This is a genomic window from Streptomyces sp. NPDC102274, assembly GCF_044766385.1.
Taxonomy (GTDB): Bacteria; Actinomycetota; Actinomycetes; order Streptomycetales; family Streptomycetaceae; genus Streptomyces.
This window is the reverse complement of record NZ_JBIWLW010000030.1, coordinates 105982-118546: the sequence shown is the minus strand read 5'-3', so window position 1 is coordinate 118546 and position 12565 is coordinate 105982. Positions and strand designations below refer to the sequence as shown.

Annotated in this window: 10 protein-coding genes; 6 read left to right on the top strand and 4 right to left on the bottom strand. The window is 70.0% G+C overall.

The window, feature by feature from the left end; genetic code table 11:
• Nucleotides 1-270 precede the first annotated feature (270 nt).
• Nucleotides 271-954: a GntR family transcriptional regulator gene (locus tag ACIRQP_RS31730; protein ID WP_403896098.1), complete on the bottom strand. Its 684-nt coding sequence runs from the start codon at nt 952-954 to the stop codon at nt 271-273.
• A gap of 109 nt (nt 955-1063) precedes the next feature.
• Between ACIRQP_RS31730 and ACIRQP_RS31725 the strand changes: the two genes are divergently transcribed.
• Together ACIRQP_RS31725 and ACIRQP_RS31720 are read left to right on the top strand one after the other, a co-directional pair.
• Complete coding sequence (locus ACIRQP_RS31725; RefSeq protein ID WP_403896095.1) at nt 1064-2230, top strand: mandelate racemase/muconate lactonizing enzyme family protein; 1167 nt, start codon at nt 1064-1066, stop codon at nt 2228-2230.
• A gap of 203 nt (nt 2231-2433) precedes the next feature.
• Nucleotides 2434-3795, top strand: coding sequence for a cation:dicarboxylate symporter family transporter (locus tag ACIRQP_RS31720; protein WP_403896092.1), 1362 nt, complete (start codon nt 2434-2436; stop codon nt 3793-3795).
• Nucleotides 3796-3961: 166 nt separating this feature from the next.
• Here ACIRQP_RS31720 and ACIRQP_RS31715 read toward each other — a convergent pair whose 3' ends face one another.
• Nucleotides 3962-5599, bottom strand: a complete 1638-nt coding sequence (locus ACIRQP_RS31715) for a trypsin-like peptidase domain-containing protein (protein ID WP_403896090.1) — start codon at nt 5597-5599, stop codon at nt 3962-3964.
• Nucleotides 5600-5815: 216 nt separating this feature from the next.
• On the opposite strand from ACIRQP_RS31715, the gene ACIRQP_RS31710 reads away from it, so the two are divergent.
• The 3 genes from ACIRQP_RS31710 (at nt 5816) to ACIRQP_RS31700 (ending at nt 8605) form a co-directional block, all read left to right on the top strand.
• Nucleotides 5816-6721 carry a glycerophosphodiester phosphodiesterase gene (locus tag ACIRQP_RS31710; protein WP_403896087.1) on the top strand — a complete coding sequence of 302 codons (906 nt, stop codon included), beginning with the start codon at nt 5816-5818 and terminating at the stop codon, nt 6719-6721.
• A gap of 74 nt (nt 6722-6795) precedes the next feature.
• A complete protein-coding gene (locus ACIRQP_RS31705; protein ID WP_403896085.1) occupies nt 6796-7500 on the top strand; it encodes an ATP-binding protein in 705 nt (234 codons plus the stop codon).
• 139 nt (nt 7501-7639) lie between these two features.
• Complete coding sequence (locus tag ACIRQP_RS31700) at nt 7640-8605, top strand: DUF5926 family protein (protein ID WP_403896083.1); 966 nt, start codon at nt 7640-7642, stop codon at nt 8603-8605.
• A 203-nt stretch (nt 8606-8808) separates the two neighbouring features.
• Here ACIRQP_RS31700 and ACIRQP_RS31695 read toward each other — a convergent pair whose 3' ends face one another.
• Together ACIRQP_RS31695 and ACIRQP_RS31690 are read right to left on the bottom strand one after the other, a co-directional pair.
• Nucleotides 8809-9537, bottom strand: a complete 729-nt coding sequence (locus ACIRQP_RS31695) for a hypothetical protein (protein WP_403896080.1) — start codon at nt 9535-9537, stop codon at nt 8809-8811.
• 212 nt (nt 9538-9749) lie between these two features.
• Complete coding sequence (locus ACIRQP_RS31690; RefSeq protein WP_249951530.1) at nt 9750-10433, bottom strand: bifunctional DNA primase/polymerase; 684 nt, start codon at nt 10431-10433, stop codon at nt 9750-9752.
• A 627-nt stretch (nt 10434-11060) separates the two neighbouring features.
• On the opposite strand from ACIRQP_RS31690, the gene ACIRQP_RS31685 reads away from it, so the two are divergent.
• Nucleotides 11061-12563: a PP2C family protein-serine/threonine phosphatase gene (locus ACIRQP_RS31685; RefSeq protein ID WP_403896076.1), complete on the top strand. Its 1503-nt coding sequence runs from the start codon at nt 11061-11063 to the stop codon at nt 12561-12563.
• The last annotated feature ends 2 nt before the right edge of the window (nt 12564-12565 follow it).

Sequence of the window (12565 nt, the reverse complement as noted above, 5' to 3'; positions counted from 1 at the left end):
GACCTGAAGAACCCCCTCCAGGACACCGTCCTGGCCGCGGGCTGGACCTGGCGCGGAGTCGTCACCGGCAAACTGTGAGGTTGGCGGACCCCTGACCCGTCGGCCTGGTACAGCATGCGGCGGAGGTCGAGCGGAGCTGGTTCCGGAGGGTGAGGGTGTCGTAGGCGGCATCGCCGTAGGCCGTAGACCGTAGACGGGCCGGTTGGCCGCCATCGGCTCCAGCAGCCGCGGGGCCTCCGGACCCCCTCGTCCCGCCGGAATGTGGGGGCCTCAGTCCAGCCGGTGGCTTTCGCGGTCTTCGAGCGCGCTGATAGCCGTGGCGGTGAGGCTGTTGGTGATGTGGTCGCACATGAGCTGCGCCGCTTGGGCTGCTTGACCGTCCACGATGAGCGCGACCAGGCGGTGGTGCTCCTGAAGGTCGCGGGTGCGCGGCTCGTCGCCGGGCGGGAGTTCGAGACCGAGGCGGCGGTAGCGGTCGGATTTGTCCCACAGATCGTCCAGCAGACCGATGAGGACGTCATTGTGGGAGGCCCGGTACAGCGCCTGGTGGAAGGTGCGGTGGGCGGTGAGTGCCTCCTCGCCCCACTGACGCGTGACGGGGAGCAGCCTGCCGACCGCGGCCCGCATGGCGGCGATGTCCTCGTCCGTGCGGCGTACGGCGGCGAGTTCGGCGGCGGTGGGGTCCAGGGAGAGCCGTACCTCGAAGAGCTGGCGGGCCTCGTCCGAGTTCATCGAGGAGACGCGTACATCACGGTGCGTCTCGACGTCGACCAGGCCCTCGCTGCTGAGGCGCCGGATCGCTTCCCGCAGGGGCGTGATGCTCATGCCGAGGGACTCGGCCAGTTCGTACTGCGCCAGCCGGGAGCCGGCCGGAAGGTCGCCGGAGAGGATCCGGCCGCGCAGCTCCGCGTAGGCGAGATCGCTCTTGCTGAGAAAAAGATTCGTACCAGCCATCGCCCCCGGCGGTTCCCTTCCGGATGTGCGCGGACCCCTTGACAGCCCCTGCTCGGTCACCCGAGTCTAACAGCCGTCGCAACTTATAAGATATGAGAAAGGCCGTACGATGAAGATCACTGCCGTGTACGAGGGGGTCGTTCCGATCAGCTCCTCGATCCGGAACGCCTGGATCGACTTCAGCGCGATGGACTGCTCCGTCGTCGCGATCGTCAGTGACGTCATCCGCGACGGGAAGCCGGTCGTGGGGTACGGCTTCAACTCGAACGGCCGCTACAGCGCGGGCGAGATCCTGCGCCGCCGTATCCTGCCCCGGCTGATGGACGCCGAGCCCGGCAGCCTGCTGGACGAGGAGGGCGAGCTCGACCCCGCCAAGGCGTGGGACATCATGATGCGCAACGAGAAGCCGGGCGGGCACGGGGAGCGCTCGGTCGCGGTCGGCGTCGTGGACATGGCGCTGTTCGACCTCGCCTCGAAGATCGCGGGCCGACCGCTGTACCGCTGGCTGTCGGACCGCTACGGGGACGGCCGTCCCGACGAATCAGTGTTCGTCTATGCCGCCGGCGGCTACTACGCTCCCGGCAAGACCCTCACGGACCTGCAGGACGAGATGCGCCGCTTCCTCGACCTCGGCTACGACGTCGTCAAGATGAAGATCGGCGGCGCCGACCTGCCCGAGGACCTGCGGCGCATCGAGGCCGTCATCGATGTCCTGGACGGAGACGGCTCGCGGCTGGCCGTCGACGTCAATGGCCGCTTCGACCTCGCCACCGCCCTGGAATACGGCCGGGCCATCGAGAAGTACGACCTGTTCTGGTACGAGGAGATCGGCGATCCGCTGGACTACCGGCTCAACGCCGTGGTGGCCGAGCACTACTCCGGCCGCATCGCCACCGGCGAGAACCTCTTCTCCCTGCAGGACGCTCGTAACCTGATCCGCTACGGCGGTCTGCGCCCGGACCGCGACATCATCCAGGTCGACCCGGCGCTCAGCTACGGACTGGTGGAGTACCTGCGCATCCAGGACATGCTGCGCCGGCACGGCTGGTCCTCGCGGCGCTGCATTCCGCACGGCGGACACCAGTTCTCCCTGCACATTGCCGCCGCTCTCAAGCTCGGCGGCAATGAGTCGTACCCGGGCGAGTTCCAGCCCACCGGCGGCTTCGCCGACGACGCCGTCATCGAGAAGAGCCGGGTCACCCTCACCGATACCCCCGGCATTGGCTTCGAGGGCAAGGCCGCCTTCTACAAGGTGTTGCGCGCGCTGCACAGCTGACGCGGCCGACGAACCCGGCCGACCGACCTCGACCGGCCACGGCGTCGGTCACCCGACCTCGACCGGCCACGGCCTCGGCCGCCGGCGCGCGGTCCCACCCGCGCCGTCCGCACCTCACGTCACCGGGGACGCGGCGCACCCGCGTCCCCGACACCCCCACGGGACAGGGCTTTTCACGATCGTCGTGCAAGGGAGCACCAACGATGACCTCCGCCACCACCAGCAGCGCCACCGCCGGCCGCCCGCACCGCCCGCACCGGTCGCGGCTGAATCGTCTGCTACATGAGCTGTGGTTCCAGGTGGTGCTGGCCGCGGTCCTCGGGATCGCCGTCGGCCTTCTCCTCCCCGGTTTCGGGGAGGATCTCAAGCCGCTGAACGACTGGTTCGTCGCGCTGGTCAAGATGATCGTGATCCCGGTCGTCTTCTGCGTGGTGACCACCGGCATCGCCTCCATGAGCAACCTGCGCAAGGCGGGCCGTATCGGCGTGAAGGCGATCGGCTACTTCCTGGTGCTGTCACTGGCGTCGATGCTGATCGGGCTGGTCGTCGCCAACCTCTTCCACCCCGGCACCGGACTGAACATCGACCCCTCGACGCTCAACGCCGACGATGTGCCGCAGGCCGCCCAGGAACACGCCACCTTCACCGGGTTCGTCTCCTCGATGATTCCCGCCTCACTGTTCGGCGCGATCACGGGTGACGCGATCCTGGCCGCTCTGATGGTGTCCATCGTGTTCGGTGTGGCCCTGAACATGTCCGGCGAGCAGGGAGCTCCTCTGATCTCCGGGATCCGGGCCCTGTCGGACGTGGTGTTCCGGATCGTGGGGTGGGTCATGCGGCTGGCCCCGATCGGCACCTTCGGCGCCCTGGCCACCGTGGTCGCCACCTACGGCGCGGAGAGTCTGAAGCAGCTCGGCTACCTCATCATCCTGTTCACCGCGACATGCGTCGTCTACGTCCTGGTGGTGCTCGGGGCCATCATGCGCGCCTGCGGGCTGAGCCTGTTCGCTCTCATGCGCTTCCTCAAGACGGAACTGCTCGTGGCCCTCAGCACCTGCTCCAGCGAAGCCGTACTGCCACAACTGGTGAGCAAGTTGGAGACCCTCGGCATCGGACGCCCTGTGGTCGGCATCGTCATCCCCTCCGGGTTCTCCTTCAACCTCGACGGCTCCGCCGTCTATCTGACGATGGCCTCCCTGTTCCTGGCCCAGGCCGTCGGCATCGACCTCTCCTGGCAGCAGCAACTGATCATGGTGGGCGTCATGATGCTGACGAGCAAGGGAACCGCGGGCATCGCCGGCGGCGCGTTCATCGTCCTGGCCAGCACCGTCACCGCGGTCGGTCATATCCCCCTCGCGGCCCTGTCGCTGATCGTCGGCATCGACCGCATCCTCAACGAGGGCCGCGTCTTCATCAACGTCCTCGGCAACGCCGTCGCCACCATCGTGATCGGCAAGTGGGAGAACGACTTCGACACCGCCCGAGCACACTCCGTGCTCCACCCCTCCAAGACACCCCCGCGGCAGGCAGCGGCCGAAGACACCGAGGTCGCCAGGAGCCGATGAGTGGCCCCGCCGGCCCAGCCGGGCCGCGCGGTGCGGGCCACCTGCCGGCAGCAGCCCTGACCGGGCCCCCGCCAACACGTCGGCCGGCGGTCGAGCGTGCTTCACGCCCTACCGCCGGCCTCCGGTGACGCGTACCGACCCCCGGTGACGAGTACCGACCCGCCCGTCAGCTCTCGCCCTCGCGCTCGCCCAGGGTGACCTGGGTCGTGGCCTCCTTGCCGTCACGCTTGTAGGTCAGGGTGACCTTGTCGCCGGGCCGGTGGGTCCAGATCTGGCCGATGAGGGTGGGGCCGCTGTCGATCGGGGTGCCGTTGAACTTGGTGATGATGTCCCCGGCCTTCAGACCCGCCTTGGCGGCCGGGCCGTTCGCGACGACGGCCGGGCTGCCGCCCTCGCCCTGCGCCGAGATCGTGGCGCCTTCGCCGCCCTCGGCCATGGTGACCGTGGCGCCGATCACGGGGTAGACCGGCTTGCCCGTCTTGATGAGCTGATCGGCCACGTTCTTCGCCTGGTTGATCGGGATGGCGAAGCCCAGCCCGATGGAGCCCGCCTGGGACTGCCCCAGGCCGCCGCTGCCCGCCGACTGGATGGCCGAGTTGATACCGATGACCGCGCCCCGCGAATCCAGCAGCGGGCCACCGGAGTTGCCCGGGTTGATGGAGGCGTCGGTCTGGAGGGCACTCATGTACGAGTTGCTGGAGCCGGAGCCGTCACCCGACGCGACCGGGCGATTCTTGGCGCTGATGATGCCCGTGGTGACCGTGTTGGAGAGACCGAACGGGGCGCCGATCGCGATCGTCGAGTCCCCGACGGCGACCTGCTCCGAGTTGGCGAGCGGGAGCGGGGTCAGTCCGGAGGGCGCCTCCTTCAGCTTCACCACCGCCACGTCGTAGCCCTCGGCCCGGCCGACGACCTCGGCGTCGTACTTCTTGCCGTTGGAGAAGGTCGCCGTGAGGTCACCTCCGTTCGCCGCGGACGCCACCACGTGGTTGTTGGTGAGGATGTGGCCCTCCTTGTCGTAGACGAAGCCGGTGCCCGTACCGCCCTCGCCGTTACCGCCCTGCGCATCGATGGTGACCACGCTCGGCAGCGACCTGGCGGCCACCGAGGCGACCGTACCGGCGTCGCGCTTGACCTCCTTCGGGGCGTCCGCCGCGGAGACCGTCGTCGAACCGGCCGAGCCCTCGTCATTTCTCTCGGCGGCCCAGTAGCCGACTCCGCCGCCCACGCCGCCCGCGATCAGGGCGGCCACGAGCACGGCGGTGATCAGCCCGCTCGAACGCCTGCGCGGCGGCCGCGGCTCGTGTCCCGGCACCGGCGCGCCCCAGACCGGACCGCCGCCATCCCCTCCGCCGCCATCCCCTGCGCCGCTGCCGGCTCCGCCGTACGAGCCGTACGAGGGGAACTCGGGCGGCGGCGGGGGCCAGCCCGCGTCAGCCGCACGCGGCGGCTCCCCGGCGGGCTCCGGCGCGGGACCGTGCTGCGACTGCGACTGCGGATGGGGTTGCGACTGCGACGACGGGTACTGGGGGGCGGACTCGGCGAAACGGCCCGCCTGGTCGGCCGTCGGCGCCACCGGCTCACGCGGAGCCGGCTCGTGCGCCGCAGGCTCGCGCGCCCCGGGCTCACGCGCCGCAGGCGTCGGCTCGTACGGGCCCGGCTCGTACGGGCCCGGCCCCTGCGCGTTCGGCTCAGGCGCGGCCCCTCGCGGAGCGGACGCGGGTGTGCCCTCGGGAGCGGCATCCGGCACGGGAGGTACGGACGGGGCGGCGGGGACCGCGTTGCCCTCGTTCTCAGTGCTCACAGCTCTTTCTCCTCGGTTCCACGTCGTCTACGGCAAGAATCCGCTGTGCAAGTGTCCGCGGTCAGCTTTTCCCACAACACGTCAGGCCACTGTAAGCAGGACCTGTGCATCCGTCCGTCATCCTTTACTACGGGCAAAAAGGACACACCTGGACCGACCGGCCATGAGACACCAACCGTTCACTCACGTACCCCCTCACGATGACACCATGACGCGGTGACTCAAGCACGCCAGCACAGCATCCAGGTCGTCGCCCACCGCGGAGCCTCGGAGGACGCCCCCGAGCACACCCTGGCCGCGTACACGAAAGCCATCGAGGACGGTGCCGACGCGCTTGAGTGCGATGTACGGCTCACCGCCGACGGCCATCTCGTCTGCGTCCACGACCGCCGGGTGAACCGCACCTCCAATGGCCGCGGCGCCGTCTCCGCCCTGGAACTCGCCGATCTCGCGACCCTCGACTTCGGCTCCTGGAAGGACAGCGAGGAGAGCCCTGACTGGCGGGACCCGGAGTTCACCTCCGTACTGACACTGGAGCGCCTGCTCGAACTGGTCGCGGACGCCGGCCGCCCCATCCAGCTGGCCATCGAGACCAAACACCCCACCCGGTGGGCCGGGCAGGTGGAGGAACGGCTGCTGCACCTGCTGAAGCGGTTCGGACTGGACGACCCCACCCGCGATGGCCGGACCCCGGGTGCCCCCACGCGGGGCGCCCGCGTCCAGGGCGGCACGTCGCCCGGCGAGCCCTTCCGGGGCCGGTCCGTGCCGGGCGGACCCGTTCCCGGCGAGTCGGCCGTACGGATCATGAGCTTCTCGGCGCGCTCCCTGCACCGGATCGCCTCTGCCGCGCCCCAGTTGCCGACCGTCTATCTGATGCAGTTCGTCTCCCCCCGGCTGCGCGACGGACGGCTTCCCGCGGGGGCCAGGATCGCGGGTCCCGGGATGCGGATCGTCCGTAACCACCCGGGATATATCGCCCGACTGCACAGGGCGGGCCACCGTGTCCATGTCTGGACGGTGAATGAGCCGGAAGATGTCGATCTCTGCGTCCGCCTCGGAGTGGAGGCGATCATCACCAACCGCCCCAAACAGGTGCTGTCCCAGCTGGGCCGTCTCACCTGATATTTCCCCACTCCTGCTCACGGACAGTGACGAGGAGTGCACCGGCGCGTTCGTTCCGTGTTCGAACGTCAGGAGTGCGTCAATGGCGTCCCCCTGGCCGGTTTCCGGTCCGGGCCATTGGGGCATCCACACGGTGGCGTGGGGCAAAGGAGGTCTCGGGGGTGGCGTTTGTGGTGGCACAGAAAGTGCCCACGTCGTCGTGCATGGCCGTACCCCATGGCCCTGCGGGCGTGGGTGAAGCGCGACACCGGATGCGCGAGCAGTTGAGGCGCAGCGGGATGTCGGACTCGGTGGTGGACGACGCCGTACTGATCCTTTCCGAACTCCTCAGCAACGCCTGCCGACATGGCAGACCGCTGGGGCGTACGGAGATCGGTGACGGCGACATCCTTGCCGCCTGGCGCGTGGACAAGGCGGGCCGGCTGACCGTCGAGGTGACGGACGGCGGTGGCCCCACGCGGCCCATACCCGCCACGCCCTCGGTCACGGCACGCGGCGGGCGCGGGCTCAACATCATCACGGCCCTCGCCCAGGAGTGGGGGGTACGGGACAGCGCCACCGGAGAAGTCACGGTGTGGGTCATCGTTACGGAAGGGCACCTCCGCGACAACTTCGCTACGCGCGTCACATCTCTCCACCCGGGGCTGGAGAGGCGCGACGGACTGGAGGAACTCGACGGACTGGACGGACTGGACGCGCTGGAGGGCCTCAACGGACTGGACGGGCTGAACGGGCTGAACGGGCTGGGTTTCGCGGACGTCCTGGAGGACCGGGACTGACGGTCCCTCCGCCTCGTCAACGCATCGCCTGCCGACCCCGCGCCTCGCCCGTTCGCGCGCCGCTTCGCGCCCCCGGCAATCCCCGTACGGCTAGGCTCGCGCCGACACCGCATCGCCGCTACCGGGAGAAAGCCACACCATGGCCAAGAAGCGCCCCCAGACGAAGGCCGCGAAGGCTCAGCTCAAGGACGGACCTATTCCGGTGGTGGGAGCCCGCGAGCCCTGCCCGTGCGGTTCGGGCCGTCGCTACAAGGCCTGTCACGGCCGGGCCGCCGCCCACGCCGTGACCGAGTTGGTCCAGCGCCCCTTCGAGGGACTCGCCGGCGAGTGCGACTGGGTCGCACTGCGCGAGCTGGTGCCCGCCGCGACCGCCGAGCTGACCCTGAGGGACGGGCTGCCCGACGGAGTCCCGTCCGTGACCCTCGCGACAGTCCTGCCGATGGCCTGGCCTGCGCTGCGCCGCGACGACGGCTCCGTACTGCTCGCGCTCCAGAACGACACCTCGTCCGGCGATCTGAGCCGCGATCTCGCCGACACGCTCCGGCGTGCGCTGACCGCGGAGCCCGGTAACCCGGTGGCCGCCGAGCGGGTGCCCGCCGACGGTCCGCGCCTGCAGGACCTGCTCGACCCCGGCGCCGCTTTCACGCCGGTCGTCCACGCCGGATTCGAGTTCTGGGTGCCGGACGCGCAGAACGCCTCGGCGGAGGTGACCGCCTCCCTGGAGCGCGCCAACGCCGCCGCGATCCCCACCGCGCTGCTCTCGGGTACGGACGCCGCGTACTGGTGCGAGACGCCGGAGAAGAACCACCTCCGCTGGGTCATGCCGTACCCCGAGGAGAAGCTGCTCGACGCGCTCGCCCGGCTGCACGCCGCGGGCACATCAAGCCTTGGTGAGGGCACCCGGTTGGTCGGCTCCTTCCGGGCACACGGGCTCACGGTTCCGGTGTGGGACCTGCCGAGCGCGATGGGCGCGGAGGAGTGCGAGAAGCCCGCGGCGGAATTCGCCGAGCGGCTCACCGCGGCGCTCGCCGTCGACGGACCGCTGACCGGGGACGAACGCCGGGCGCGCGGTGGACTCACCAACCGCCAGGTGACGCTGAGCTGACAGTCCCGACGGACTGTGACGCGTTCCACTGAAGCCGGTGACACCTGTCACAACTTCGCCTACCGGCAGGTAATTCATTGTCCGAATACACCGGATCGAATTTGCTAACCGCCGATCTCTTGTTACGGTTCTAGAAGCCCGGTCGCTGGTGCATCCCCCGTCGCCAGCGACCGGGCGTCTGCGTTCCCGGATGCCCCGGCGTGTCAACCAGCCGCTGGGGCCGGGGAGTTGCTTCCCGACCTCAGCAGCAGCGGCTCGATCTCCGCACCATCGCCCTCGGTCTCCCCGCCGTCCCCGCCGTTCCCACTGTTCGCGGGAGCGGAGAACTCCACCACCGCCATGTAGGCGGTGTGTCCGCCCCGGGACGGCTCGCGCGGTGTCTCGCAGACCGCAGGTTCGTCGTCGGCGTCGATCGGGCAGCGGGTCTGTACGGTCCGTCCGTACGGCCCCATCAGGCTCAGTACGGCGAGCAGTTCGCCGCCCGTCTCATTGCGGTAGTAGGTACGCGCCCACGTGTCGAGCCCGCCGGACTCGCCGGACCTGCCGGACCTGCCGGACCGGGACCGACCGGACCTGTCGGATCTACCGGGCGGCTGGTCCGTCCTGTCGCGTTCCGCGGTCAGGACGTAGGTCTGCGCCTCGATTCCCTCGGGAGAGACGACTTCGGGCCCGCATCGCTCGGTCGGACGTCCCAGGGCGTCCGTACCACGCCTACCGGCAGTCCCGGCGTTCCCAGCGCTCTCAGCCGTGGCGGACCCTTTAATTCCGGACACAGACGAAAGTCCCGCCTTCGCATCCGCAAGGAGCCCGGCCGCGCCGCTCGTCCCGCCCGCGCCGGACGGCGGGCCGTCCGCGGGGCCGGCGAAGGCGGCGAGCGGCAGCAGTGCGGTGAACACCACGACGGCCGCGAGCCCGATCATGCGGAGATTCATGGTGGGGCCCACCTGTCACTGCCGGGGAATTGCTGACGGTGGGCCGAAGATATCGACGGTATGCGGCGCCCACGGACCCCGCGCGCCCAATTCCCCCGCAACTCGGCCCTACTCGCACCCGTACGAGTGACAGAGCGTGAACGCGCCCCGGTCCGGATCAGACCGGGGCGCGGAGAGCCGTCAACCAACGCCGGGCAGCAAACGCACTGCCGTCAGTACGCGAGCCGACTGCCGCCGTCCGGCGCGCTCGTGCTCGCCTCGACGAGCGCGTCCACGACCGCCTCCACATCCGGCAGCCAGGGCGCCGCTGAGCCCTCCAGAGGCGCCCGCTCCCAGCGCACCTGTCCACCGGCCGCCTCGGACGGCGGCAGCACCAGATAGCCGCCCTCACCATGGAACCGCAGCGAACTGGGCACCCAGTCCTTGCTGTAGAGCAGCTCACCGAGCTGTTCGAGGCTGTACGGGGCCACCAGCAGCGACCAGCGGGTCGGGGTCGCGACAACCGGCCCCAGCCGCATGCCCATCCGGTCCAGCTCCACCAGCGCACGCGCGCCGGCGACGGCGGGCAGGCTCACCGCGCACGGGGCGCTGCCGCCCGTGGCCAGCACGATCGGGGCCGTGGGGCGGTTGCCCCACCACCAGCGCACCATTCGCTCGTCGGTGGTCGCCGCGAGCAGCCCGGGATCGAAGGGGTGCGCGCCGGGCACGACGCATTCGAGGTCGGGGCAGGCGCAGCCGTGGCCGCGCGTCCCGCGTCCGCCGGCCGACTTGAGTCCGGCGCCCGGCAGTACGGGCCATCTCCACGCGGTGGCGCAGGTGAGCGCCGCGTCGAGCTGGGCAGCCCTCCCCTTGCGCCGGAACCGGAGCCTGCGTCGCCTTCCGAGGATCTCGCGCATGAGCGCTCGTTCCTTTCCGTTGAACGCCGAGGTCCACATGACACTGACACCATGTGTGTGCATCACTTCACCGTGCGTACATTTCGACGCGTGGCCGCCCCTTGCCCGAGGCATGGACAGACCGTCTCGGTCCGTGGTGCGTCGCACCGTCCCTGAACCGAACTCGGACTGTCTTCATTAAACGCGTGGCGAGGGGTGGCGTGCGCATGGCGCTTACTGTCCCGCTGCCGTACCGCTGTGCTCTTCCCGCCACTCCGGGGGATGGGCGCGAACTACGGCGGTTAAGACGCCGAAGCCCGTCGGCAGGTTCCGAGGCGGTCCCAACTGCCCCTGTCCGTCACCGTTTACGTACCCATCACGTTCGGAATGACGCTCCACCCGGGTCGTACTCGAACTCAGCCCTGAAGGAATCCCAGTTGAGCGCCCTCAGTCGACAGCAAAACCACATCACCAGGGTCATTTTTTAGCCAAGTTCACCGACTCACAGACACCCATCGTTCCTCTAGGACAATGCTGGACATCACATCAGCTGTACGTGTAGATGTGGATCTATTAATAGCTGCGCAGAATGACATGGGGGTTTGCGATGCTATTGAGTGAAATGCAACGTCTCGGAAGTCGGCTGCTATGAGCGCTCCGCACATGCCGAAAGTGGCTGGAATCGACTCCACGGTCCCTGCCCCCACGCAAACTTCTTCGCCCCTCGACGCCCTTCCGGCCGCGCCGGGGGCACTGATCCAGGACCGGCTGGCGGCCTGGGTCTCCGATCTCACCACCCTCCATGAACTCACCGAACGCCTGGCCAGGACCCGTTCCCTGGACCGCGCGCTCCATGAACTGCTGCGCGCCGGCGCCGCCCTGGCCGACGCGCGGCGGGGTCTGGTCCTGTTCGAACCGGCCGACGGACTGGGTCCCGTCACCACCCTCGGGCTCGGACTCACCCACGCCGATCTCGGCCACCTGGAGACCGTGCCACGCCGCGCCACCTCGTACGGCAGGCTCCTCGACGCCGCCGGCGGACCCGCCGAACCGGTGGCCGTTCCCGAACCGGTGGCCGTCCCCGAAGCGGTCGCTGTCTCCGATCTGCTCGCCGACACCGATGCGGATACGGGACCGGATCCGCGCCAGCGCGAGGTGGCGGCGCGGCTCGGTCTGGGCGCCAGTTACGCCGTACCGCTCCTGGTCGGGTGCGCGGCTGGCCTGCCCACAGAGGCCCCTCAGGCCCCTCAGCCCACGCAGCCCCCTCAGCCCCTTCCGCCCTCACAGCCCGCAAAGCTCGGCGCCGCCGTCTGGTGGTACGACGAACCCACCGAGCCGACGGAACGGCAGCGCCATCTGATCGGTCTCTACGTCCGTTACGCCGGCGAACACCTCGCCCGTCTGCGCGAGCTGGAACAGGCCCGCGCCCATGTGACCGCCCTCACCCACGAGCTGCTGCCCGGCCGGCTGCCCCGGATGCCCGGCGTACGACTCGCCGTGCGCCACCGCACCGCGACGGGCGCCGGGGGTGACTGGTACGACGCGCTGCCGCTCCCCGAGGGCGCCCTCAGCCTCGCCGTCGGCTCGGTCAGCGGCTCCGGGCCCGGCGCGACGGCCGCGACGGGACGGCTGCGCGCCGCCCTGCGGGCGTACGCCGTGATGGAGGGCGAGGACCCCATCGCCGTCCTGTCCGATCTGGAGATGCTGCTGCGGCTGACCGAGCCCGCGCGTACGGCCACCGCGCTCTTCGCATACGCCGAACCCGCCCGGCGCACGCTCGTACTGGCCGGAGCCGGGCACGCGCCCCCGCTGGTCGTCGGGGAACGGCGCACCGAGTTCGTCGAGACATCACTGTCCGCGCCCCTCGGAATGCTCTCCTGCTGGCAGGCGCCGAGCGTGGAGCTGGTGACGGCGCCCGGAGAAACGGTGCTGCTCTATACGGACGGGCTGCTGCGCCGTACAGGCGAGCCCATGGACCGGGGCTTCGCCCGGCTGCACACGGCGGCCGCGAGTGTCCCCGCGACCGCCAGGGACGATCCGGCAGCGGTCGCCGACCACGTACTGCGGGCCCTGGTGCCGGCCGGACCGGGGCCGGCCGGTCCCCCGGAACCTCACGAGGACTTCGTACTCCTCGCCGCCCGCTTTGAGTGATC

Bases quoted from the DNA above. Each gene is read 5' to 3' on its own strand.
- ACIRQP_RS31695 (WP_403896080.1), bottom strand. From the start codon at position 9,537: ATGAATCTCCGCATGATCGGGCTCGCGGCCGTCGTGGTGTTCACCGCA.
- ACIRQP_RS31720 (WP_403896092.1), top strand. From the start codon at position 2,434: ATGACCTCCGCCACCACCAGCAGCGCCACCGCCGGCCGCCCGCACCGC.
- ACIRQP_RS31690 (WP_249951530.1), bottom strand. From the start codon at position 10,433: ATGCGCGAGATCCTCGGAAGGCGACGCAGGCTCCGGTTCCGGCGCAAG.
- ACIRQP_RS31725 (WP_403896095.1), top strand. From the start codon at position 1,064: ATGAAGATCACTGCCGTGTACGAGGGGGTCGTTCCGATCAGCTCCTCG.
- ACIRQP_RS31700 (WP_403896083.1), top strand. From the start codon at position 7,640: ATGGCCAAGAAGCGCCCCCAGACGAAGGCCGCGAAGGCTCAGCTCAAG.
- ACIRQP_RS31730 (WP_403896098.1), bottom strand. From the start codon at position 954: ATGGCTGGTACGAATCTTTTTCTCAGCAAGAGCGATCTCGCCTACGCG.
- ACIRQP_RS31685 (WP_403896076.1), top strand. From the start codon at position 11,061: ATGAGCGCTCCGCACATGCCGAAAGTGGCTGGAATCGACTCCACGGTC.